General features: G+C 54.4%; 25 protein-coding genes. 8 read left to right on the plus strand and 17 right to left on the minus strand.

Annotated features, from left to right (window positions below; translation table 11 throughout):
* Positions 1-26: 26 nt before the first annotated feature.
* The 4 genes from pyrI to pyrL are packed head-to-tail and all read right to left on the minus strand — an operon-like array spanning position 27 to position 1,575.
* Positions 27-488, minus strand: coding sequence for an aspartate carbamoyltransferase regulatory subunit (pyrI, locus tag OGX91_RS04460; RefSeq protein ID WP_003025816.1), 462 nt, complete (start codon positions 486-488; stop codon positions 27-29).
* Positions 489-501: 13 nt separating this feature from the next.
* On the minus strand, positions 502-1,437 hold the full coding sequence (pyrB, locus tag OGX91_RS04465; protein WP_003025818.1) for an aspartate carbamoyltransferase: 936 nt from the start codon (positions 1,435-1,437) through the stop codon (positions 502-504).
* Positions 1,438-1,439: 2 nt separating this feature from the next.
* Positions 1,440-1,493 (minus strand): pyrBI operon leader peptide, encoded by a 54-nt coding sequence (locus OGX91_RS24085; RefSeq protein WP_106875647.1) that lies wholly within the window; start codon positions 1,491-1,493, stop codon positions 1,440-1,442.
* Positions 1,474-1,575 (minus strand): pyr operon leader peptide, encoded by a 102-nt coding sequence (gene pyrL, locus OGX91_RS04470; RefSeq protein WP_016155570.1) that lies wholly within the window; start codon positions 1,573-1,575, stop codon positions 1,474-1,476. The genes OGX91_RS24085 and pyrL overlap by 20 nt, the downstream gene beginning before the upstream one ends.
* Between pyrL and OGX91_RS04475 the strand changes: the two genes are divergently transcribed.
* The gene (locus tag OGX91_RS04475) at positions 1,555-1,677 is read left to right on the plus strand and encodes a hypothetical protein (RefSeq protein ID WP_085951582.1); all 123 of its coding nucleotides are present in this window, start codon (positions 1,555-1,557) and stop codon (positions 1,675-1,677) included. The genes pyrL and OGX91_RS04475 overlap by 21 nt on opposite strands.
* Here the strand turns inward: OGX91_RS04475 and OGX91_RS04480 are convergent.
* From OGX91_RS04480 to arcA, 5 genes are all read right to left on the minus strand, one after another.
* Positions 1,674-2,153: an arginine repressor gene (locus tag OGX91_RS04480; RefSeq protein ID WP_003839609.1), complete on the minus strand. Its 480-nt coding sequence runs from the start codon at positions 2,151-2,153 to the stop codon at positions 1,674-1,676. The genes OGX91_RS04475 and OGX91_RS04480 overlap by 4 nt on opposite strands.
* A 144-nt stretch (positions 2,154-2,297) precedes the next feature.
* The gene (locus OGX91_RS04485; protein WP_005134184.1) at positions 2,298-3,701 is read right to left on the minus strand and encodes a YfcC family protein; all 1,404 of its coding nucleotides are present in this window, start codon (positions 3,699-3,701) and stop codon (positions 2,298-2,300) included.
* A 55-nt stretch (positions 3,702-3,756) separates the two neighbouring features.
* A complete protein-coding gene (gene argF, locus OGX91_RS04490) occupies positions 3,757-4,761 on the minus strand; it encodes an ornithine carbamoyltransferase (protein WP_005134183.1) in 1,005 nt (334 codons plus the stop codon).
* A 59-nt stretch (positions 4,762-4,820) separates the two neighbouring features.
* Positions 4,821-5,753, minus strand: a complete 933-nt coding sequence (gene arcC / locus OGX91_RS04495; protein WP_040230342.1) for a carbamate kinase — start codon at positions 5,751-5,753, stop codon at positions 4,821-4,823.
* 9 nt (positions 5,754-5,762) lie between these two features.
* Positions 5,763-6,983, minus strand: coding sequence for an arginine deiminase (arcA, locus tag OGX91_RS04500; RefSeq protein ID WP_003025834.1), 1,221 nt, complete (start codon positions 6,981-6,983; stop codon positions 5,763-5,765).
* A gap of 673 nt (positions 6,984-7,656) precedes the next feature.
* On the opposite strand from arcA, the gene OGX91_RS04505 reads away from it, so the two are divergent.
* The gene (locus OGX91_RS04505; RefSeq protein WP_005134181.1) at positions 7,657-8,109 is read left to right on the plus strand and encodes a YhcH/YjgK/YiaL family protein; all 453 of its coding nucleotides are present in this window, start codon (positions 7,657-7,659) and stop codon (positions 8,107-8,109) included.
* Positions 8,110-8,215: 106 nt separating this feature from the next.
* Here the strand turns inward: OGX91_RS04505 and argF (OGX91_RS04510) are convergent, their stop codons facing one another.
* The gene (gene argF / locus OGX91_RS04510; RefSeq protein WP_286625565.1) at positions 8,216-9,220 is read right to left on the minus strand and encodes an ornithine carbamoyltransferase; all 1,005 of its coding nucleotides are present in this window, start codon (positions 9,218-9,220) and stop codon (positions 8,216-8,218) included.
* Positions 9,221-9,383: 163 nt separating this feature from the next.
* Between argF (OGX91_RS04510) and rraB the strand changes: the two genes are divergently transcribed.
* From rraB to OGX91_RS04525, 3 genes are all read left to right on the plus strand, one after another.
* Entirely contained in the window at positions 9,384-9,809 is a 426-nt protein-coding gene (gene rraB, locus OGX91_RS04515) for a ribonuclease E inhibitor RraB (protein ID WP_005134179.1), read from the plus strand.
* A gap of 51 nt (positions 9,810-9,860) precedes the next feature.
* Entirely contained in the window at positions 9,861-10,619 is a 759-nt protein-coding gene (gene miaE, locus OGX91_RS04520) for a tRNA isopentenyl-2-thiomethyl-A-37 hydroxylase MiaE (RefSeq protein ID WP_005134178.1), read from the plus strand.
* 164 nt (positions 10,620-10,783) lie between these two features.
* Positions 10,784-11,614 (plus strand): hypothetical protein, encoded by an 831-nt coding sequence (locus OGX91_RS04525; protein WP_040230335.1) that lies wholly within the window; start codon positions 10,784-10,786, stop codon positions 11,612-11,614.
* 26 nt (positions 11,615-11,640) lie between these two features.
* Here the strand turns inward: OGX91_RS04525 and OGX91_RS04530 are convergent, their stop codons facing one another.
* The 4 genes from OGX91_RS04530 to pepA all read right to left on the minus strand — a co-directional run bounded on the left by OGX91_RS04530 (position 11,641) and on the right by pepA (position 17,333).
* Positions 11,641-12,144: a GNAT family N-acetyltransferase gene (locus OGX91_RS04530; protein WP_088902783.1), complete on the minus strand. Its 504-nt coding sequence runs from the start codon at positions 12,142-12,144 to the stop codon at positions 11,641-11,643.
* A 208-nt stretch (positions 12,145-12,352) separates the two neighbouring features.
* Positions 12,353-15,208: a valine--tRNA ligase gene (locus tag OGX91_RS04535; RefSeq protein WP_199947432.1), complete on the minus strand. Its 2,856-nt coding sequence runs from the start codon at positions 15,206-15,208 to the stop codon at positions 12,353-12,355.
* Positions 15,208-15,651, minus strand: coding sequence for a DNA polymerase III subunit chi (holC, locus tag OGX91_RS04540; RefSeq protein ID WP_182291083.1), 444 nt, complete (start codon positions 15,649-15,651; stop codon positions 15,208-15,210). Before holC ends, OGX91_RS04535 begins: the two co-directional genes overlap by 1 nt.
* Positions 15,652-15,821: 170 nt before the next feature.
* The gene (pepA, locus tag OGX91_RS04545; RefSeq protein WP_005134172.1) at positions 15,822-17,333 is read right to left on the minus strand and encodes a leucyl aminopeptidase; all 1,512 of its coding nucleotides are present in this window, start codon (positions 17,331-17,333) and stop codon (positions 15,822-15,824) included.
* A gap of 153 nt (positions 17,334-17,486) precedes the next feature.
* Here pepA and OGX91_RS04550 point away from each other — a divergent pair, with 153 nt between their 5' ends.
* From OGX91_RS04550 to lptG, 3 genes are all read left to right on the plus strand, one after another.
* The gene (locus tag OGX91_RS04550) at positions 17,487-17,537 is read left to right on the plus strand and encodes a hypothetical protein (protein WP_212723231.1); all 51 of its coding nucleotides are present in this window, start codon (positions 17,487-17,489) and stop codon (positions 17,535-17,537) included.
* A gap of 62 nt (positions 17,538-17,599) precedes the next feature.
* Positions 17,600-18,700, plus strand: coding sequence for an LPS export ABC transporter permease LptF (lptF, locus tag OGX91_RS04555; protein WP_040230328.1), 1,101 nt, complete (start codon positions 17,600-17,602; stop codon positions 18,698-18,700).
* Entirely contained in the window at positions 18,700-19,782 is a 1,083-nt protein-coding gene (gene lptG, locus OGX91_RS04560; RefSeq protein WP_005134170.1) for an LPS export ABC transporter permease LptG, read from the plus strand. Before lptF ends, lptG begins: the two co-directional genes overlap by 1 nt.
* Before the next feature lie 103 nt (positions 19,783-19,885).
* Here lptG and OGX91_RS04565 read toward each other — a convergent pair whose 3' ends face one another.
* The 3 genes from OGX91_RS04565 to idnT form a co-directional block, all read right to left on the minus strand.
* Positions 19,886-21,388 (minus strand): helicase HerA-like C-terminal domain-containing protein, encoded by a 1,503-nt coding sequence (locus OGX91_RS04565; protein ID WP_121585399.1) that lies wholly within the window; start codon positions 21,386-21,388, stop codon positions 19,886-19,888.
* Positions 21,389-21,467: 79 nt separating this feature from the next.
* Entirely contained in the window at positions 21,468-22,466 is a 999-nt protein-coding gene (gene idnR, locus OGX91_RS04570; protein ID WP_040230325.1) for a DNA-binding transcriptional regulator IdnR, read from the minus strand.
* 51 nt (positions 22,467-22,517) lie between these two features.
* Positions 22,518-23,837 (minus strand): gnt-II system L-idonate transporter, encoded by a 1,320-nt coding sequence (gene idnT / locus OGX91_RS04575; RefSeq protein WP_016155581.1) that lies wholly within the window; start codon positions 23,835-23,837, stop codon positions 22,518-22,520.
* Positions 23,838-23,879 lie beyond the last annotated feature (42 nt).

The following is a 23,879-nucleotide window of genomic DNA, read 5'->3' on the forward strand; positions in this document are numbered from 1 at the left end:
AGCCGGGATCTCATAACCAACCCCAATTAGTTGGCCAGCACCACATAATGCGAAAACTCTTTTTCACAGTATTTGCATTTGAGTGCGATGTCATCAGCGCGTTTTTTCACTGCAAAACTGGAAGAAACCGGCTCAGCATGACTGATGCAGTTGCTGTTCGGGCAAACCAGCACGTTATCGATACGCTCAGGCAGGCTCGGACGTGATTTACCCACCACGTCGTAATCGTCAATGCGGTTTACCGTTGCCTGCGGGGCGTACAGGGAGAGCTGGTTTACCTGCTCGTCGGTCAGGAACGTGTTTTCGATTTTAATCAGATCCTTACGGCCCATCTCGCCAGACGGCAGGTTCAGACCGATGGTGATACGTTGGTCGGTTTCCGTCAGTTTGAACAGCGTCAGCAGCTTAAAACCAACCTGTGCGGGAATGTGGTCAATCACGGTGCCACGTTTGATGGCTTCAACCTGCAGTTTGTTATCGTGTGTCATCTCTTTTTCTCCCTTACAGTGCCAGTTCGCTATTCAGTACCAGTGCCAGTAACGCCTGGCGGGCGAAGATGCCGTTGCCAGCCTGCTGGAAATACCAGGCGTGCGGCGTCTTATCGACGTCGGTGGTGATTTCATCGATGCGCGGCAGCGGATGCAGCACCTTCATGTTTGCTCTGGCACCGTTCAAATCGCTGGCGCGCAGGACAAACTGTGCTTTCACGTTGGCGTATTCGGACGGGTCCAGACGCTCTTTTTGTACGCGGGTCATGTAGAGGATATCGACCTCCGCCATCACCTCTTCGATAGTGCCGTGCAGGCTCCAGGCGATACCTTTTTCGTTCAACATATCCAGAATGTATTGCGGCATGGCCAGTGCGTCCGGGGCGATGAAGTAGAAACGGTTACCTTCGAACTTCGCCAGCGCCTGGGTCAGGGAGTGGACGGTACGGCCATATTTCAGGTCACCCACCATGGCGATGTGCAGATTGTCCAGGCGACCCTGCGTTTCCTGAATGGTAAACAGGTCCAGCAGCGTTTGGGTGGGATGTTGGTTGGAGCCGTCGCCGGCGTTCAGTACCGGAACGTTACCGGAGAACTCTGTAGCCAGACGTGCGGCGCCTTCCTGCGGATGACGCATGACGATGGCGTCGACATAGGTGCTGATGACGGAAATGGTGTCGGCCAGCGTTTCGCCTTTTTTGCCAAGCGACGTGTTGCTGCTGTCAGAGAAACCTACCACGCTGGCGCCCAGGCGGTGCATGGAGGTTTCGAAGGATAAACGGGTGCGGGTTGACGCCTCAAAGAAGCAGCTGGCGATGACCTTATGCTTTAACAGCTCCGGCTGCGGGTTGGCTTTTAATTTCGCCGCCGTCGCGAGGACCAGATTGAGGTCATCGCGGCTGAGGTCGTTTATGGAAATGATGTGTTTTTGATAGAGCGGGTTAGCCATGTTTATCTCCTGACGCCTGGGCAAAAAAAAAGCCCCTCAATTGAGGGGCTCGGAATGGATGATCAACGGAAAGAAAAACGGCAGGCCAGCGTCCTTTTTCAGACGCGGTAAGACAAAATGTCGTACACACTGAACCATACATCCTCCCGGCAAATTGTCCGCGATTATACTCAGCTCCGTTATGGGATCAAGCGGAAAATGCACAATTTATTCACCGCAAACGGTTCTTATGAATTTTAATTCATTTTAAATAGATAGTTAATCTGCTTGTGCACCAGCCCCGTGCGCTGCACAACTCGCGGCGCAACCCAGACAATACTGCTGCCAGCGATGACACCCAGAATCTCTGGTAACGCGTGGTAATCGAGGATTCTGGCAACGGCACGGCCATAACCTGCCGCCGTGTGGATGAGGATAAATTCGCTATTGTGCTCCACGCTGACCACCATTTCAGCAATCGATCGGGCAGCATCAGGAGCGGGGCGCGACTGCGGATTTACAGAATAAATTTTTTGCCCTTTTGTATTTCTTATTTTTATAGCCCCGAGCAGTTTCAGCAGACGGGATACCGTTGACTGGCTAATTCCGGTAAAACCATGGTGTTGGAGATCGCGGCGAAGCGCTTCCTGGGACAGGTAGCTTTTTTCGCTAATCAGGCGCTGACAAATCGCCAATTGTTTCTGCTCTTTGGTCGAGTAATCATCGAATTCCTTCATAAATACACCCTAAGTTTATCATTTGTATCAATGTGATGGCGAAATTCACCACATTTGCTATATCAATAACGGCTCAAACGGGCGGTTGTGCAGAAAAACGAGAGCACGCTCAAAAAAGCCGTCGGGATCCGACGGCCAAAACGGCTACAGCATCGCGCCGATACTCAGGACGACCATGTTCAGCACCGTCAGAATCAGCAGCAGCGGGGCGACCCATTTCAGGTAGCGCACATAAGGAACGCGAGCGATGGCCAACCCGCCCATCACGACGGCTGAAGTGGGGGTGATCAGATTCACAATGCCGGAAGCGGATTGGTACGCGGTGACGACCAGATCCCTTTGCACATGGGCGAAGTCGGCCAGCGGGGCCATAATGGGCATCGTCAGCACCGCCAGACCAGACGAGGAAGGGACCAGGAAGGAGAGCAATACTTCCAGCCAGTAGGTCACATTGATGAAAATGGTGGTGGAAAGACCGGAGACTAAATTTTCGGCGCTGTGCAAAATGGTGTGGGTAATCATGCCGTTGTCCATCACCACCACGATACCGCGCGCAATGCCGATAATCAGCGCCACGCCGAGCAGATCCCGCGCACCGTCAATGAAGGTACTGGTGAAGGCTTCTTCACTCATGCGGGCGATCACACCGACGATAATCGCGGAAGCCAGAAAGACTGCGGATATTTCTGCCATCCACCATCCGAGTACCGCGACGCCATAAATCATTACCGCAAAGGCGGCAGCGAATATCAGCAGGATCCACTTACGCGTGGCCGTGAATTCAAGATTGGCATTGCCGCGATTGCCGAGAAAATGCGCGCGGTTTTCCTCCATTTTATCCGCCACAATCGACAACTCCGGGTGATTGCGGACTTTGCGCGCATAACGCATGACCCACACCACGCAGATAACATAGCCGATGACCAGCAGCAGAATGCGCATCAGCATTCCCTGGGTGAAGGGGATCCCGGCGGCGTTTGCGGCGATAACCGTCGCGAAAGGGTTGATTGTCGAACCGAGCGTGCCGATGCCTGCGCCGAGTAGCACGGTCGCAGCAGCAACCAGTGGATCAAAGCGCGCGGCCATCATGACCGGAACTAATAAGGTGTAGAAAGGGAGTGATTCTTCCGCCATGCCGTAAATCGTGCCTCCGGCGGCGAAAAGCCCCATCAGGATGGGGATCATCCACTCTTCTTTGCCGTTCAGCCTGACCGTCACGCGTTCGATGCCTGCGTCGATGGCGCCCGTTTTGTTTACCACGCCGAGAAAACCACCGATGATCAGGACAAACAGCGCGACATCAATTGCACCTGCGGTGTAGGTTTCGTGGTTATAAAGCCCGTCAATCGGTGCCAGCAGAACAGCGGTTATGCCTTGTGGATGCGCCTCTGTCGGGGCATAAGTACCGGCAACCGGCACTTCTTTGCCGAGGGTAGCATTCATCGCCATCTGGTATTTCCCTGCCGGGACAATCCAGGTCATAACGGCGACGAGCGCAATGAGAATAAACAGGATGGTATACGCGCTGGGAAATTTGAATTTGCCCATGATGTTCTCCGGATAGCTTGGGCATATGCCGCCAGGCGACAGATGCCCGCTGGGGTTAGTCGCCGAGTGTCGCTACCATGACCGCTTTGATGGTATGCATCCGGTTTTCCGCTTCGTCGAAGACGATGGAATGCGCTGACTCGAATACCTCTTCCGTGACTTCAAGCCCTTTCAGGCCATAAGCCGCTTCAATTTCACGGCCCACTTTGGTGTGTTCGTTATGGAAGGCAGGCAGGCAGTGCATAAATTTCACGTTAGGATTGCCGGTCGCATTGATGACCTGCTGGTTAATCTGGTAGGGCGTCATCAGGCTGACGCGTTCTGCCCAGGCTTCTTTTGGTTCGCCCATCGAAACCCAGACATCGGTGTAGAGGAAATCGACGTCGTATACCCCTTCTGCAACATCGTCCGTGAGCGTAATGCGTGCGCCCGTTACGCTGGCGATTTCGCGGCATTCGGCAACCAGCGCCTCGTCCGGCCAGAAGGATTTCGGTGCGACCAGACGAATATCCATCCCCATTTTCGCCGCGCCGACCATCAGCGAATTACCCATGTTGTTGCGGGCGTCACCGAGGTAAGCGAAACTCAGTTCGGGTAAGGTTTTACCCGGAGCGTGTTCCAGCATGGTCATCAGATCCGCGAGGATCTGCGTAGGATGGAATTCATTCGTCAGCCCGTTCCAGACCGGGACGCCAGCAAATTTACCTAACTCTTCAACGATCTCCTGGCCGTAGCCGCGGTATTCGATGCCGTCATACATGCGACCCAACACGCGGGCGGTATCTTTCATCGACTCTTTATGACCGATCTGCGAGCCACTTGGGCCGAGGTAGGTCACCTGTGCGCCCTGATCGAAAGCACCGACTTCAAACGCGCAGCGGGTGCGAGTGGAGGTTTTTTCGAAGATCAGTGCGATGTTTTTACCGACCAGCGTTTGCCTTTCGCGCCCGGCTTTTTTTGCCGTTTTTAACTCGATAGCCAGATCGATCAGGTACTGGATTTCCGCCGGGGTGTAGTCCAGCAGTTTGAGAAAATTGCGATTTTTCAGGTTAACAGTCATGAAAATGTCCTTATGTAGGCCGGATAAGGCGGCGCAACCGCCATCCGGCAAAAAAAGCCCTAAGCGTGAGCGTCGGTGGTTTCGGGACGAATTAGCGTGCCTTTGTCGCCGGCGAGAATGGCCGAACCGTCGGCCAGTGAACCGATGCCAGCAATCCCACGACAGTGAGAGACGAATTCCGCGCAGGCGGTGACTTTGGGGCCCATTGAACCGGCGTCGAATTGCATTTCACCGAGCAGTTCCGGGGTGACCTGGGCCAGCGGGCGCTGGGTAGGTTTGCCCCAGTCTAGGTACACGGCGTCAGCATCGGTGAGGATCAGCAACGCATCGGCATGGAGTTGGCGGGCGAGCAGGGCGGCGGAGAGATCCTTGTCGATCACCGCTTCAATACCGTGGAAGCCATCGGCTTTTTCCACCACCGGTACGCCGCCTCCGCCGTTGCAAATCACCAGATGATCGCGGGCGATCAATGTGCGAATAGCGTCACTTTCAACGATACGTTTGGGTTGTGGAGAGGGCACAACGCGACGGAACGCTTTGCCATCGGCTTTGAAAATCCAGCCCTTTTCCGCGTGAAGCGTTTTAGCCTGAGCGTCGTCGTAAATCGGTCCGATATATTTGGTCGGATTGCTGAAGGCTGGATCGTGGGCATCGACTTCAACCTGAGTCAGCAGGACGCTAATTTCACGTTGTGGCAGCTGGTTTTTCAGCGCTTGTTGCAGCATATAGCCAATCATCCCCTGACTTTCCGCGCCGAGAATGTCGAGCGGATAAGGGGTGACGTGGTCATAAGCGCTGTTTTGTAACGCCAAAAGTCCAACCTGCGGGCCATTGCCGTGCACCAGAATCACGCGCCATTGCTGCGTAAGCTGAGCGATAGTTTTTGCCGCCAGCTCAATATTCTTGCGCTGGATGTCAGCTTCCAGCGGTTCACCGCGTTTGAGCAGCGCATTGCCGCCCAACGCCACAACCAGAGTAGGTTTGTTTTCCATAACGTCTCCTTAAATACCGTCGCGTTCCAGTGGGCAGCTCATGCAGCGCGCGCCGCCGCGTCCGCGTCCCAGTTCGTCACCAGGAATGGGTAAAACGGTGATACCGGCTTTGTCGTATTTTTCGTTGGTCCAGATGTTGCGCTCGTAACCCACCACCACGCCGGGGCGCAGCGTCAGGACGTTGTTGGCGTCGTTCCACTGTTCGCGTTCAGCTTCGAAGGCGTCGCCCCCGGTGGTGATCAGCGTGATTTGGTCGAGGCCCAGCGCTTTTTCGAGGGCGTGTACCAGCGTACTTTCCTGGGTGCGTTTCAGGCCGCCGCGCCCGTCTGGCGTCAGGGTCCAGCACTGGACATCCGGGCGTACCACTTCCGGGTAGACGGAGAAGGTATCGATATCAATGTGGGTCATGACGGTATCGAGGTGCATACAGGAACGATGTTTCGGCAGTTCAACCGCGATGACACGTTCAGCCTGGCGATGCTTAAACAGCGACTGGGCAAGGAACTCAATGCCCTGCGGCGTGGTGCGTTCCGACATACCGATGAGTACCGCGCCGCGACCAATCACCAGCACATCGCCACCTTCTAATGTGGCGTGGTCGTAATTAATATTTTCATCGCCGAAGTATTTAATAAATTCACCATCGGCAAATTGTGGATGCCAACGGTAAATTGCTCGCAGGTTATTGGTTTCCCGCTGGCGTGCGGTTTTTGCCATCGGGTTAATGGATACGCCGTTATATATCCAGCAGGAGGTGTCGCGAGTAAATAAGTGGTTTGGCAATGGCTTCATAATAAAGTCATTAATATCGTGAGTATCGACCACCATATTTTTGATGGAAGCAGGAATTTCCCCGTAGGTTAGCCCGCCGCTTAAATGCCGGGCGAGCTCCCGGTGCTGCATATCTGCAAGCCATGCGCGAATATCGGTAGCGAAAGCGGGGCCAAGGCGATAATCAGAGATTTGTGTCTCCAGCAACCAGTCTTTGGCATCTTGGACATCTAAGGTTTGTGTCAATAAATCAGTGAGTAACAGAACCTCAATCCCTTGCTGACGTAACGTGTTGGCGAAAATGTCATGTTCTTCTCCTGCACGTTCTACCGAAAGAACATCATCAAAAAGCAGTTCCTGGCAATTTGATGGCGTCAGCCTTTTTAAGCTGAGATTAGGGCGATGTAGCATTACGCTACGTAATTGACCGATTTCAGACCCGACATAATGCTTTTCCATCATTATTCCTTTAATACTATTTTAAAAAATAAAGAGGATGTGCCTGCAAATAATATTTATTGCAGTCATGACTTTTCAGCTGATTTCGGAATCTATATTTAGATCTTATTTGATGAGGAAACGTGATTTATTTCACAGTCAGGTCGATATTTGACTTTTGATGTTTAATTTATGATATGGCTCGGAGAATTAATAAAATAAAAACATGAATAATTGAATTACTACGCGGGAATATGTCTTGTTATTTATCGGTGTTAATTTTATGTACACTTTTAGTGTGCTACAATATAAGTAATGCATTGATTTATTTGTGCTTTTTTCTGTGTTGTGAATTATTATGCGAATATATGATTTTATTATTTGCGCGGTAAAGTTTATTTCAAAATAAATATGACGATGAAGAAGGATAGCGAAGGAGAGGTGAACTGTGATCGATAGCTGGTTTTTCTAATAAAACTTTTAATAACAGTATGTTACTGATCAGGTTGAAAAAGGGTAGCCGAAAGTTATGCAAAGTTTATGCATAACCTGTTGCTGAGAGTTAGCAATTATTTAACACCATCAGCGATAAACATGCGTTGACGCAAAATATCGGCAAATAGCAGTAGTATGGCAGGTGGTTTTTTCGTATAACTATAAAAATGAAACGTTGTTTTAATTAAGGGGGTTTGAGATGATTGTCGGCAATATTCACAACCTGGATGCCTGGCTGCCGGAAGAGCTGCGTCAGGCGATTGAACACATCAAAGCGCACGTGACGGATGCGACGGAAAAAGGTAAGCACGACATTGACGGCGATCGCCTGTTTTATCTGATTGCCGAAGATATGACGGAGCCGTTTGCCCAGCGTCGCGCCGAGTATCACGCCCGTTATCTGGATATCCAGATCCTGCTCAAAGGTCAGGAAGGCATGACTTTTAGCACGCAGCCTGCGGGCGCACCGGAAACCGACTGGCTGGCGGATAAAGACATCGCCTTTTTGCCGGAAGGGGCTGAAGAGAAAACGGTGGTGCTTAACGAGGGGGACTTCGTGGTGTTCTATCCGGGCGAAGTGCATAAACCGCTGTGCGCGGTCGGCGCTCCGGCGCTGGTACGTAAAGCCGTGGTGAAAATGCTGGTGGCATAAGTGTATTTGCCGGAGGCGGCTTCGCCTTGCCCGGCCTACGGGAGCGCGGTTGTAGGCCGGATAAGATGCTTAGCATCGCCATCCGGCATTCTTTTCATCCATGCCCTCACTTCGCCAGCGTCGCCACCATCACCGCTTTTATGGTGTGCATCCGGTTCTCCGCTTGATCAAACACGATGCTGGCGGGGGATTCAAAGACCTCATCGGTCACTTCCATCCCGCCGTGCAGACCATATTCCTGTGCCATTTGTTTGCCAAGCGTGGTTTGATCGTCATGAAACGCTGGCAGGCAGTGCAGGAATTTCACCTGTGGATTGCCGGTCAACGCCATCATCGCGCTATTAACCTGATATTTACGCAGCAGCGCAATACGTTCGGCCCACTTCTCTTTCGCTTCGCCCATCGATACCCAGACGTCGGTATAGATAAAGTCCGCACCTTTCACGCCCGCGACGACATCTTCGGTCAGCGTAATATTGCCGCCGTTTTTCTGTGCCAGCGCTTTGCACTCTGCAACCAGACTTTCCTCTGGCCAGCAGGCCTGCGGCGCAACCAGGCGCAGATCCAGCCCGGTTAACGCGGCGGCTTCCAGCATGGAGTTACCCATATTGTTACGTGCATCGCCTGCATAAACCAGCGTCATTTCATTGAACACTTTACCCGGCAGGTGTTCCTGCATTGTGAGCAAATCTGCCAGCAACTGGGTGGGGTGAAACTCGTTAGTTAATCCGTTCCATACCGGAACCCCGGCGTATTCCGCCAGCGTCTCGACAATTTCCTGGCCGTGGCCCCGATACTGAATACCGTCGTACATACGACCGAGCACGCGGGCGGTGTCTTTGATCGACTCTTTATGACCAATCTGGCTGCCGCTTGGCCCGAGATACGTGACGCGCGCGCCCTGATCGTATGCGGCAACTTCGAAAGAGCAACGGGTGCGGGTTGAGTCTTTTTCGAAGATGAGCGCGATGTTTTTACCGGTGAGTTGAGCGACCTCTGTGCCGTTTTTTTTATCCGCCTTCAACTGCGCGGCGAGCTGGAGCAGTGACGTGAGTTCAGCAGAGGTGAAATCGAGCAATTTCAAAAAGTGCTTCTGATAAAACGTAGACATGGTTCCCTCACATGGCTTAAGCCATTTATTGAATTAAAATTCAATTTATATGGATGTTTATTCACTTGCAACCTTGTTTAACAAATCTTTCCTGGAAAGGTGGAGGCAATGTCAGCGGTATGTGACAATAAGAGTATCGGCAGGACATTATGAGGAACGAGCTATGGCAAACCCGGAACTACTGGAAGAACAGCGTGAAGAAACGCGCTTGATTATTGAAGAGTTACTCGAAGATGGTAGCGATCCAGACGCGCTGTACACCATCGAACATCACCTTTCCGCGGATGACTTTGAAACCCTGGAAAAAGCGGCAGTAGAAGCCTTCAAACTGGGTTATGAAGTGACCGAGCCTGAAGAGCTGGAAGTGGAAGAAGGCGACACGGTTATTTGCTGTGACATTCTCAGCGAATGCGCCCTGAATGCCGAACTGATCGACGCTCAGGTTGAACAGCTGATGAATCTGGCTGAAAAATTTGAAGTGGAATACGACGGGTGGGGTACCTATTTCGAAGACCCTAACGGCGAAGAAGGTGAAGACGGCGACGATGAAGACTTCGTCGACGAAGATGATGACGGCGTGCGTCACTAAGTCATCTGCTGACCTACGGTGGCATCTGCTGCCGTAGGCCAAGGACAACGTATGGATTACCTGCAAATACTCTCCCCGATCCACAGCTTCCTGCACTGTAAAACGCCCCAGGCCTGGCTTGATAAAGCGCGAGACCCGGCGAATCTCCCTCTGTTACTGACCGATCACCTTGTCTGCGAACTGAAAGCGGCGCAAACGGCTATGCTGCTGGTGCGTAAATATGTCGCCGATAAACAGGGAGCGCAGGCGCTGCTGGACTGGCTGAAACCCTATGAGGCGTATGCTTTCAGAGAAGGGGATGAACCGGACTTTATCGCGCTCAATAAACAGATTAGCAAAAGCGTAATGCCGCAAACCGACGATCCGTGGGGGCGCAAGCTTATCGACAGCATGGTGTTACTGATCAAAGAAGAACTTCACCACTTCTGGCAGGTACGTGAGGCGATGATGAGCCGCAACATTCCCTACGTCAAAATTACTGCCAGCCGTTACGCCAAAGGTATGCTCAAAGAGGTGCGCACCCATGAGCCATTGACGCTAATCGATAAGCTGATTTGCGGGGCCTACATTGAGGCGCGGTCCTGTGAACGGTTCGCCGCGCTGGCACCGTATCTGGATGACGATCTGCAGGCATTTTATCTGTCACTGCTGCGTTCTGAGGCGCGGCACTATCAGGATTATCTGGCGTTGGCGCAGCAGGTTTCTGCTGACGATATCAGTAGCCGGGTGCGGTTCTTTGGCGAAGTAGAAGCCGCGCTGATTACTTCTCCCGACGATGAATTCCGTTTTCACAGCGGCGTGCCCGCTTAGCCTCCTTCTCTGACGCGCGGCAGACATTGCCGTGCGGTTTAACCCCCCTGTCCCCGTTAGCAAAATCTGGTGGCTGGCAATCGCTCGCTGCTGCCGTAATAATCAAAATACACGAAGGGGAAATATATCCCCGCAATAGCAACTGTTTGGCATAAGGATGGTTAATGAACTGGACACACGTATTGTTGGCGGGTTATATCGGGGCGGTGATTGCTATCGTCGTGGGAATGTTTCGCAAAAAAGGCTGGCTGGGCAAGCTCTCCGGCGTGGTGGTCTTTGTGGTGGCGATTATCGCGTGGAATCTGTTTGATGTGCACTACCTGATCCCACGCGAAAGCCCGGATTATGGTCTGACTGATGCGCAGAAATTTGAAAACGCGATGCTGTCCATGCCCGTTTATCAGGTGCTTAAGGAGCAGGAGCCAGCGCTGTGGCAGAACATCCTCACCCAGGCAACGCAGCTGAAAGAGGCGGGGAAAAGCGAGCAACAGATTATCGACGCTATTCAGCCGCAGATCCTGCAGGTACAGATGGCACGTTTGCAGCAGGCGCCTGATGCCAACGTGATCGAGTATATGAAGATTAATCTCGAACAGATTGCCGCGGTGGCAAAAGTGGGCAATGACGAATGTTTTCGCTTTTTGTTCCCGGCGGTGAAAGGCGGGATTAACCCGGTGCGTATTATTCCGCGCGAGCTCATGAACCGTCGTATGGCCAGCGATATGAGTATGATGCACGCGGCCTATGGCCCGAACAAACATACGGTTACGGCGGAAGAAAAACAGTTGGCGCTTCAGGATCTGCAATCCATCAGTCCGGGGCTGGTACAGCGCTTTGGACCGGATATCCAAATCATGGCCGATCCGAGTAAAGGCGTGGGCAAAGAGAAAGTCGTCTGTGAAATGGTGCAAGATTTATGGTCACAGGTGCTGAAACTGCCAACCGCGCGCGCGGCCGGCGTTATTCGACTAATGCTCTCAGCCGAGATGCAGTAACGCGGCTAAAGCCCCTCGGCGTAAGGTCAGAGGGGCTTTAACATCCGCACTTCACAATCTACGTGCCCGGTACAGCCCAGCGCTTCGCTGATGTGCTCAAAGCCTAAATGCTCATACAAGCGGATTGCCTCAGTCAGAAACGCCGTGGTTTCCAGATAGCACTGCTTAAAACCTTGCTCACGGGCATGTTCAAGCGCCATCAGCGCCAGTTTTTTCGCCAGCCCCTGACCGCGCGCGCTCGACAGGAAGTACATCTTTTGCAGCTCGCAAATGTCTGGTTCGCTACACCCTAACGGCGCCACGCCACCGCCGCCCACGACCTCACCGTTTTGCTCAACCACCCAGTAGGCCGCGCCCGGCTGGCTGTAAACCTGGAACAATTCGTCCAGATTAGGGTCGGCAACGGTGTAGCCTTTATCGGCGGTCAGGCCGTATTCAGCGGAAACCTGGCGGATAACGCGGGCAATTGCGGCGTTATCATCGGCAGAAATTCGGCGCAGCGTTGCCGCGACGGAGGTAATGGCACTCATAGCGAACTCATGACATAAAAGTGAGACATATGCAGTTAATACCACTGCGGTGAGGGGAAGCGCAAGCGAGGATAATTCAATAAAAAGCCTCTGAGCATATGCGTCAGAGGCTTTTATTGTCTGCGGTATCGGATGCGCTACGCTTATCCGACCTACGTTGACGGTGCCTGTAGGCCGGATAAGCGCAAGCGCCATCCGGCAAACGGCTTTACAGCGCGGCGATGACCGCCTGCTGCTCAATCAGCTTCGCTTTCGCTTCTGCGTAACCGTCCAGCTTCTCACGCTCTTTGGCGATCACCGCTTCCGGTGCGCGAGCAACGAAACCTTCGTTGGAGAGCTTGCCTTCGATACGGGCAATCTCACCTTCGATTTTCGCCACTTCTTTCGCCAGACGCGCCAGTTCATCTTCTTTGTTGATGAGGCCCGCCATCGGGATCAGCAGCTCGGCGCCGTCGATGATTTTGGTTACGGAAACCGGACCTTTATCATCGGCTGGCAGCACGGTGATGCTTTCCAGACGCGCCAGGTTCAGCAGGAAGCTCTTGTTGTCGTTTACACGACGCATCGCATCCGCGCTGCAACCACGCAGCAGCAGCTCCAGCGGTTTGCCTGGGGCAATGTTCATTTCCGCGCGGATATTACGTACGGCAACGATCGCCTGCTTCAGCCATTCGGTATCGGCCAGCGCCGCTTCGTCTACCTGCGCCGCGTTATATTCCGGGAACGGCTGCAGCATGATGGTATCTGCGGTGTTGCCACAAATCACTTTCACGCGCTGCCAGATGGTTTCGGTGATGAACGGAATGATCGGATGCGCCAGGCGCAGCAGACCTTCCAGCACGGTCACCAGCGTATTGCGGGTGCCGCGCAGTTCAGCATCAGTTCCTCCGGTCATCACCGGCTTGGTCAGCTCCAGATACCAGTCGCAGAACTGGTTCCAGGTGAACTCGTACAGGATGCCCGCGGCGATATCGAAGCGGAAGTTATCCAGCGCTTCGCGGTACGCTTTGATGGTCTGATTGAATTCAGCGAGGATCCAGCGGTCTGCCAGAGACAGGGTCATTTCGCCGCCGTTGAAGCCGCAGTCCTGATCTTCGGTGTTCATCAGCACAAAGCGGCTGGCGTTCCACAGCTTGTTACAGAAGTTACGATAACCTTCCAGACGCTTCATATCCCAGTTGATGTCGCGACCGGTAGAAGCCAGCGCCGCCAGGGTGAAACGCAGGGCGTCGGTACCGTGCGGTTCGATGCCGTTCGGGAACTGCTTCTCGGTACGTTTGGCAATCTTCTCAGCCAACTGCGGTTGCATCATGTTGCCGGTACGTTTTTCCAGCAGCTCCGGCAGCGAGATACCGTCGACCATATCCAGCGGGTCAATCACGTTGCCCTTGGATTTGGACATCTTCTGGCCTTCGTCGTCACGGATCAGACCGGTCATGTAGACGGTATGGAACGGAACCTGCGGCTTGCCGTTTTCATCTTTGATGAAGTGCATGGTCATCATGATCATGCGGGCAATCCAGAAGAAGATGATATCGAAGCCGGAAACCATCACGCTGGTTGGGTGGAACTGACGCAGCGCATCGGTGTTTTCCGGCCAGCCGAGGGTAGAGAAGGTCCACAGCGCGGAGGAGAACCAGGTATCCAGAACGTCTTCGTCCTGACGAAGCTGAACGTCAGCGCCGAGGTTGTTTTCCTGACGCACTTCGTCTTCGGTACGGCCAACGTAGACGTTGCCCGCTTCGTCGTACCATGCCGGGATACGGTGACCCCACCACAGTTGACGGGAAATACACCAGTCCTGAATATCGCGCATCCAGGAGAAGTACATGTTTTCGTACTGCTTCGGTACGAACTGGATGTCGCCGTTTTCAACCGCTTCAACCGCCGGTTTTGCCAGCACGTCGGCACGGACGTACCACTGGTCGGTCAGCATTGGCTCGATAACCACGCCGCCACGGTCGCCGTAAGGCACGGTCAGGTCGTGCGGTTTAATTTCTTCCAGCAGGCCGAGCGCATCAACGGCGGCAACCACCGCTTTACGCGCGGCAAAGCGTTCCAGCTTCTGGAATTCAGCCGGGATTTCATTGGAGTAGACGTCGGACTCTTCGCCTTTGGTATCGTACACTTCCGCGGTTTCGCGGATGTCGCCGTCAAAGGTCAGAATGTTGATCATCGGCAGGCCGTGACGTTTCCCGACTTCATAGTCGTTAAAGTCGTGCGCCGGGGTGATCTTCACGCAGCCGGTGCCTTTTTCCATATCGGCGTGTTCGTCGCCAACGACAGGAATACGGCGGTTGACCAGCGGCAGGACAACGTATTTGCCAATCAGGTCTTTATAACGCGGATCTTCCGGGTTGACCGCCACGCCGGTATCGCCCAACAGGGTTTCCGGACGAGTGGTCGCCACCACCAGGTAATCTTTACCGTCTGCGGTTTTCGCGCCGTCGGCCAGCGGATAACGGATGTGCCACATGGAGCCTTTAGACTCGCGGTTTTCCACTTCCAGGTCAGAGATGGCGGTGCGCAGTTTCGGGTCCCAGTTTACCAGGCGCTTGCCACGGTAAATCAGGTCTTCTTTATACAGGCGAACGAAGACTTCTTTCACGGCATTGGAAAGACCTTCGTCCATGGTGAAGCGCTCGCGCTCCCAGTCAACGGAGTTGCCGAGACGGCGCATCTGACGGGTAATGGTGCCGCCGGATTCCGCTTTCCACTGCCAGATTTTGTCGATAAACGCTTCGCGACCGTAGTCGTGACGGGTTTTACCTTCTTCAGCGGCAATCTTACGCTCAACCACCATTTGGGTGGCGATACCCGCGTGGTCGGTTCCCGCCTGCCACAGGGTGTTTTTACCCTGCATGCGCTGGTAGCGAATCATGGTATCCATGATGGTTTGCTGGAAAGCATGACCCATATGCAAACTGCCGGTGACGTTCGGCGGCGGGATCATGATGCAGAAGGACTCTTTGCTTTCATCGCCGTTAGGTTTGAAATAGCCCTGCTTTTCCCAGTGCTCGTAAAGCGGCTGTTCGATATCTTGTGGGTTGTATGTCTTTTCCATTATTTCCAGGTTGCCGTATTCAGGTTAAAACCAGCCACGCGGTAAGCTTTGTAGCGATCGCGTGCCGATTGTTTCAAAGAATCTTCGTAAGGAACGAAGTCTATCACTTCTGTGAAAGCGGTGGCAAAATCTGCAAAGCCAACGCGCAAACTGATGAGCAGGTCGCGCGGGCTGCTGTTGCGTTTTTCCGGCCAGGCAATCTCTACCGGGGCGCCGCCTCTGGGGCCTTCACCCGCCAGATTATGTGGAACAAAGCTTTCTGCTGGTCTTGCCCACAGGGCTTCATCCAGTCGAAGAGCCTGCTTTTCGTTTTCACAGGCGATCAGCACGCGCTTGCCAGCCCGCCAACGTTCTGCGGCAATTTCACACACCAGTTGTTCAACGGCGCTTAAGCCATCAACGATGTTGTCATTGTCCAGAAGATAGAACGTTGCGTTTCTCATATATGGGGCTTCTTGTGATGAATTTAAATGCAGAGCCCGGCGAGCCGGGCCTGCAATTTATTGCCGTATGTAGGCCGGATAAGGCGTTTACGCCGCCATCCGGCGATTGTGCGTCAACGCCTGATGGCGCTGCGCTTATCAGGCCTACATGTTGCAGGCTCGATAGCGTATTACTCTTCGCCGTTAAACCCGGCGCGATTGAGCAGGAACTGCGACAGCAGTGCCACCGGACGACCGGTTGCGCCTTTGGCTTTCCCGGAACGCCATGCGGTACCGGCGATGTCGAGGTGCGCCCAGTTGTATTTACGGGTAAAGCGCGACAGGAAGCAGCCTGCGGTAATGGCTCCGCCAGGGCGCCCGCCAATGTTTGCCATATCCGCAAAGTTGGACTCCAGCTGTTCCTGGAACTCATCACCCAACGGCAGACGCCATGCGCGATCGCCAGCCTGCTCGGACGCGCCGATCAGCTCATGCGCCAGCGGGTTATGGTTCGACATCAGGCCGGTGATGTGATGGCCCAGTGCAATCACGCACGCGCCGGTCAGGGTCGCGACATCAATCACTGCTTCCGGCTCAAAGCGCTCGACGTAGGTTAACACGTCGCACAGCACCAGACGGCCTTCGGCGTCGGTATTGAGCACTTCAACGGTCTGCCCGGACATGGTGGTCAGCACATCGCCTGGGCGATACGCGCGGCCACCCGGCATGTTTTCGCAGCCCGCCAGTACGCCGACGACATTGATGGGCAGTTGAAGCTCGGCCACCATGCGCATCACGCCGTACACTGCCGCCGCACCGCACATGTCGTACTTCATCTCATCCATGCCTTCGGCTGGTTTGATGGAGATACCGCCGGAGTCGAAGGTTAACCCTTTACCGACCAGCACAATCGGACGCGCGTCTTCGGACGGATTGCCTTTGTACTCGATGACCGACATCAGCGACTCATTTTGCGAACCGTGGCCGACGGCGAGGTAAGAGTGCATACCCAGCTCTTTCATCTGCTGTTCGCCGATCACGCGGGTCACAACATTCTTGCTGTAGCTGTCTGCCAGTTGACGCGCCTGGGAAGCCAGATAGGCGGCGTTACAAATATTTGGCGGCATGTTGCCGAGATCTTTCGCTGCTTTAATACCGGCGGCGATCGCCAGACCGTGCTGGATAGCACGCTCGCCGCTGGTCAGTTCACGGCGGGTCGGTACGTTGAAGACCATTTTACGCAGCGGGCGACGCGGCTCGCTTTTGTTGGTCTTCAACTGGTCAAAGCTGTACAGCGTTTCCTGGGCCGTCTCAACGGCCTGACGCACTTTCCAGTAGTTATTGCGCCCTTTGACGTGCAGCTCAGTCAGGAAGCAGACGGCTTCCATTGAGCCAGTATCATTCAGCGTATTGATGGTTTTCTGAATGACCTGCTTGTACTGGCGCTCATCAAGTTCACGCTCTTTGCCACAACCAATGAGGAGAATTCGCTCAGACAGAACGTTAGGAACATGGTGCAGCAACAGGGTTTGCCCCGGTTTGCCTTCCAGTTCGCCACGACGCAGCAGTGCGCTGATGTACCCGTCGCTGATCTTGTCGAGCTGCTCTGCAATCGGAGAGAGGCGGCGTGGTTCAAAGACACCCACGACGATGCACGCACTCCGCTGTTTCTCCGGGCTACCGCTTTTTACACTGAACTCCATGCACTACGCTCCTGAATCTTAAAGACAACAGCGGTGGCTACGGATAGAATTGCAAGCTTTCGTAACTCATACCCGCTGTTGCGGTGACTTCGTGTTAATCTTAACGTTATTACGGCATTGGCACGTCAGAACAATTTCTGAGAGGTGGATCCGTTGAGTATAATGATCTTAGCGACGATTTCGACGACTCAAGAGAATAAATGACGTTTAAGCCATGAAACAAGCTAAATTCCGGCAAAAGACGGGTTTTTACGGGCGTATTTAAAGTGATAATCATAAGATATCTGGTTCGGGAAACGCTCAAAAGCCAACTTGCGATCCTATTCATCCTGCTTTTGATCTTCTTTTGTCAAAAGTTAGTCAGGATCCTGGGTGCGGCTGTTGACGGTGATATCCCGGCGAATCTGGTGCTCTCGCTGCTGGGGCTGGGCGTGCCAGAAATGGCGCAACTAATCTTGCCCTTAAGCCTGTTCCTTGGGCTGCTGATGACGCTGGGCAAACTGTATACCGAAAGTGAAATTACGGTCATGCATGCCTGTGGGCTGAGCAAGGCTGTGCTTGTTAAAGCGGCGATGGTGCTGGCGTTGTTTACCAGTATTATTGCGGCGGTCAACGTGATGTGGGCCGGGCCATGGTCCTCCCGGCATCAGGACGAAGTGCTGGCGGAAGCGAAAGCGAACCCCGGCATGGCGGCGCTCGCTCAGGGGCAATTCCAGCAGGCAACGAACGGCAGTTCGGTGTTGTTTATCGAAAGTGTTGACGGTAGCAGCTTCAAAGATGTGTTCCTCGCGCAAATCCGCCCGAAAGGCAACGCCCGTCCTTCGGTGGTGGTGGCTGATTCCGGACATCTGACTCAGTTGCGTGACGGCTCTCAGGTCGTGACGCTGAACCAGGGGACGCGCTTTGAAGGGACCGCGCTGCTGCGCGATTTCCGCATTACCGATTTCCAGGACTACCAGGCGATTATCGGCCATCAGGCCGTGGCGCTGGACCCCAACGATACCGACCAGATGACCATGCGTACGCTGTGGACGACCGACACCGCTCGCGCCCGCGCGGAGCTGCACTGGCGTATCACATTGGTATTCACCGTATTTATGATGGCGCTGATGGTTGTCCCGCTGAGCGTGGTTAACCCGCGTCAGGGTCGCGTACTGTCCATGCTGCCAGCCATGCTGCTTTATTTGCTGTTCTTCCTGGTGCAGACGTCGCTGAAGTCGAACGGTGGCAAAGGTAAGCTGGATCCGGTGTTCTGGATGTGGGTGGTAAACCTGGCTTATCTGGCGCTGGCGATTGTGCTTAACCTCTGGGATACGGTGCCGATGCGCCGCTTGCGTGCCCGTTTTATGCGTAAAGGAGCGGTATAATGCAGCCTTTTGGTGTACTTGACCGCTATATCGGTAAAACCATTTTTACCACCATCATGATGACGTTGTTCATGCTGGTGTCGCTCTCCGGGATCATCAAGTTTGTCGACCAGCTGAAAAAAGCCGGGCAGGGGAGCTACGACGCGATGGGCGCCGGGCTGTATACCCTGCTCAGCGCGCCGAAAGATATCCAAATCTTCTTCCCGATGGCGGCGCTGCTGGGTGCTTTGTTGGGGCTGGGCATGCTGGCCCAGCGCAGTGAACTGGTGGTGATGCAAGCTTCTGGCTTTACCCGTATGCAGGTAGCGTTGTCGGTGATGAAAACCGCGATTCCGCTGGTGCTGCTGACGATGGCCATCGGCGAATGGGTGGCACCGCAGGGTGAACAGATGGCGCGTAATTACCGTGCGCAGCAGATGTACGGCGGTTCGCTGCTCTCTACCCAGCAAGGGCTGTGGGCGAAAGACGGTGACAGCTTTGTTTACATCGAGCGGGTGAAAGGCGACGCTGAGCTAGGTGGAATCAGCATCTACGCCTTTAACGACAAGCGTCGTTTGCAGTCCGTTCGCTATGCCGCCAGCGCGACGTTTGACCCGGAGCAGAAGGTCTGGCGTTTGTCGCAGGTGGATGAGTCCAACCTGACCGACCCGAAACAAATCACCGGTTCGCAGACCGTGAGCGGCACCTGGAAAACCAACCTTACGCCCGACAAGCTCGGCGTCGTGGCGTTGGATCCTGACGCGCTGTCGATTAGTGGTCTGCATAATTACGTGAAGTACCTGAAGTCGAGCGGACAGGACGCCGGACGCTACCAGCTCAATATGTGGAGCAAAGTGTTCCAGCCGCTGTCAGTGGCGGTCATGATGCTGATGGCGCTGTCGTTTATCTTTGGTCCGCTGCGTAGCGTGCCGATGGGCGTGCGTGTGGTGACGGGGATTAGCTTCGGTTTTGTGTTCTATGTGCTGGACCAAATCTTTGGCCCGCTGACGCTGGTGTATGGTATTCCGCCGATTATCGGCGCGCTGCTGCCAAGCGCCAGCTTCTTCCTGATAAGCCTGTGGCTGATGCTGCGTAAGTCGTAATCACAGTAATCGTAGGCCTGATAGCGCTGCGCTTATCAGGCCTGCCCATGACCCGTAGGCCGGATAAGGCGTTAAGCCGCCATCCGGCAACGTAACGCGGGTGCTAGCGTTTTCTCCCGCCCATCAAGCTTCCCAACATTCCGCGGATTATCTGATTAGTGACCTGTCTCGCCGCGCTTTTCGCCACGCTCTGTACCACGCCATCGCGCTTGCCGCCGCGCGGCCCTGTGCTGCCAAACAAAATATCCTTCAACCCACCGAGAATACCGTCGTCAACCTCGACCGCTTTACCGTTGGCGGGAGGCGTATTTTGCTGCCCGGTGCTGGCCTGAACGCCTTGCTGTAAGCGCTCATAGGCGGACTCACGATCTACCTCTTCCTCATATTTTCCGTACAGCGAAGAGTGATTAATCAGCCCGTTGCGCTCATCGTCCGTCACCGGTCCCATGCGGGAGCAGGGCGCAATCACCATTGCCCGCTCCACCACCGACGGGCTGCCTTTGGCATCCAGAAATGAAACCAGTGCTTCGCCGGTGCCCAGCTCCTGAATGGCTTTCTCGGTATCAAACGCCGGGTTGGCGCGCATGGTTTGCGCCGCGCTTTTCACTGCTTTCTGATCTTTCGGCGTGAACGCGCGCAGGGCGTGCTGCACGCGGTTACCCAACTGGCCAAGCACGTTGTCCGGAATATCCGACGGATTTTGCGAGACGAACCACACGCCGACCCCTTTCGAGCGGATCAGGCGGATCACCTGTTCGATTTTATCCAGCAGCACCTGCGGGGCGTCGTTGAACAGCAGATGCGCTTCATCAAAGAAGAACACCAGTTTTGGCTTCTCCAGATCGCCCGCTTCCGGCAATTGTTCGTACAGTTCGGAGAGCATCCACAGCAGGCTGGCGGCGTACAGTTTGGGCATCTGGTAGAGCTTCTCGGCGCTGAGGATATTGATCATCCCTTTGCCGCTGGCGTCAGTACGCATCCAGTCTTTGATATCCAGCATTGGTTCGCCAAAGAAGTGCGCTGCGCCCTGCTGCTCCAGCGACAGCAGCCCGCGCTGGATAGCCCCGACCGAAGCGCTGCTGATATTGCCGTACTGATTCTGGAAGGATTTAGCGTTATCGCCGATGTACTGAGTTATGGCCCGCAGGTCTTTGAAATCGAGCAGCAGCAGGCCCTGGTCATCGGCAATGCGGAAGATAATATCCAGCACGCCGGACTGAACGTCGTTGAGATTCAACAGACGAGCCAGCAGCAGCGGTCCGAGGTCAGATACCGTGGCTCGCACCGGGTGACCTTTTTCGCCGAAGATATCCCACACCGTGACCGGATTAGCATGCGGTTGCCAGTCGGTAATGCCGATATTTTTCAGGCGGGCGAGCAGCTTTTCAGAGGCCTGTCCTTCCTCGGCCACGCCGGTTAAGTCACCTTTCACATCGGCCATAAATACCGGTACGCCAATCCCGGACAGCGATTCGGCAAGCTTTTGTAACGTGACGGTTTTACCGGTCCCGGTCGCGCCGGTAATCAGCCCGTGACGGTTGGCCATGCCTGGCAATAAAAACAGTTCGGTGTCCGGCGTGCGGGCAATTAGCAGGGGTGCGCTCATTGAGATTTCCTCCATTTATCCTGCCTGGAGTATAGGCAATGTCCATCAAAGAGAGTATGCGATGGCGAGAGAAAATGAGTTAAAGCGTATTGCCGTGATAAATCTGATACCCGAGATCGACGGTGTTGTGGTTATGGTCGTTGTTCTTGATTTTGCTCAGCAACATCTGCGCCGCCATACGGCCAATGTCAAAACGCGGGGTGATCACGCTGGCGAGACTTGGGATCATCTGCCTGCCCATTTCCAGCCCGTGAAAACCGGCAATTGAGATCTGTTCCGGAACGGCCAGCTCGCGCTCGCGGCACAGCAGCAGCGCGCCCATCGCAATATCGTCGTTAGTGCAAAACACGCCGTCTAAATCCGGATGCGCAGCCAGCGCGTCCCGCATCATCTGGGTGCCGAGATGAATGGACGAAATAGCGCGCGGATTGACGCGCAGCGGCACCAGACCACGACGCGTCATGGCATCGCAGTAGCCGCGATAGCGTTGTTCATCGCGGACGTCGTCTTTCGAACCGAGATAAAGGATTTTGCGCCGCTGGCGTTTATCCAGCATGGTGCTGACCATATCAAACGCCGCCTGACGGTTATCGAAACCTACTTCCATGTCCAGACGGTCGCCCTGAATATCCATCAGCTCGACCACCGGAATGTTGGCTGAACGCAGAAATTTAACCGTGCGCAGGGTGTGATATTTCTCGGAAAGGATAATGCCGTCGATGTTGTACGACAGCAGGTTGATCACCGACTCTTCCTCGGATTCCCGGTCATAATTGTAGTTGGCGATCAGCGTCTGATAGTTATGATCCGAGGTGACTGACTCGATACCGGCCAGAATGTCAGCGAACAGCTGGTTTTGAAACGAGGGGATCAGCACGCCGAGCGTGTAGCTTTGCGCGTTAAGCAGCATCGCGGGCGCGCGGTTGGGGATGTAATTAATTTCTTCCATAATCTGCGCGATGCGTTCACCGGTTTCCTTTGCGACCTTTTTCGGCGAGCGAATGTAGCGACTCACCGTCATTTTGGTCACGCCCGCCAGTGTGGCGATGTCTTGCAAAGAAATTCTGTGGTTCCTCATTTTCTCTCCAGTGCCGGGGAGCGCAGACCTGTGCTCCCCGGTAATACCGTCTTAATGCAGGATGGCGTTCAGCGCCAGAACCCCCAACAGACCCATAATGGAAATCAGCGTTTCCATTACCGTCCATGTGCGCAACGTTTCGCCCACGCTGAGATTAAAATAGCCTTTAAACAGCCAGAATCCCGGATCGTTAACGTGGGACGCAATCACGCTGCCCGCGCCGGTAGCCAGCACCATCAGCGCCGGGTCAGCATGGGTGACGTTGATAATCGGCAGCACCACGCCTGCGGTGGTGATCGCCGCCACGGTGGCTGAACCGAGCGCGATGCGCAGCAAGGCGGCAACCGTCCAGCACATCAGCAACGGAGAAAGCGACGTGCCGGTCATCAGGTGCGAGATATATTGCCCCACGCCGCTGTCGACCAGAACCTGCTTAAACGCGCCGCCCCCGGCGATGATAAACACAATCATCGCAATTGCGCCGATAGAGTCGCCAATGATATCCATAATTTGCTCGATCGTACGTCCGTTACGTCGACCAAGGGTAAAAATGGCGAGTACGATAGCGATAAACAACGCGACCGCAGGGTTGCCGATAAACTCAAAGAACACCCGCACGCTGTTGGTTTTCGGCAGCGTAATTTCGCACACGGCGGCGACCGCCATCAGTATGACCGGGATTACCGCCGCAAAGATACTGTTCCAGAACGATGGCATCTCTTCTTCGGTGAACAGATGCGGGTTGAACAACCCTTCCGGCGGTGCTTTCTCAAAGCGGGTCAGCAGCTTTGAAAACAGCGGCCCGGCAACAATCACCGTCGGGATCGTAATAATAAATCCGTACAGCAGGGTGGTACCGAGATTGGCCTCGAAAATGGTAGCAATCGCGGTCGGCCCTGGATGCGGCGGCAGAAAACAGTGGGTCACGGATAGCGCGGCGACCATCGGCACGCCGACATACAGCAGCGGCAGGCCGGACGAGGCCACCACCGTAAACACCAGCGGCAGCAGCAGAACAAAGCCGACTTCAAAAAACATTGCCAGACCGACCACCAGACCGGTGATCACCAGCGCCCACTGCACGCGTTTTTTACCGAACGTGCCAATCAGCGTGGTGGCGATGCGCTGGGCCGCACCGGTATCGGAAATCAGTTTGCCGAGCATTGCGCCGAAGCCGAGGATCATCGCCAGCCCGCCGAGCGTGCCACCGATCCCGTTTTGTATTGAGTGCAGAACGGCCTGTGCATCCATCCCTTCGGCAAAACCAACGACCGCCGCCACCAGGACCAGAGCAATAAAGCCGTTAACTTTAAAGCCAATCATCAGGACCAGGAGCAGCGCGACGCCTGCCGCAATTATTATTAATGGCATAATCGTTTCTCTTATATCCCCGTCATTCTGCAACTCGAATGA

The sequence above is a fragment of the Citrobacter sp. Cpa228 genome (genome assembly GCF_030333085.1).
Taxonomy (GTDB): Bacteria; Pseudomonadota; Gammaproteobacteria; order Enterobacterales; family Enterobacteriaceae; genus Citrobacter; species Citrobacter pasteurii.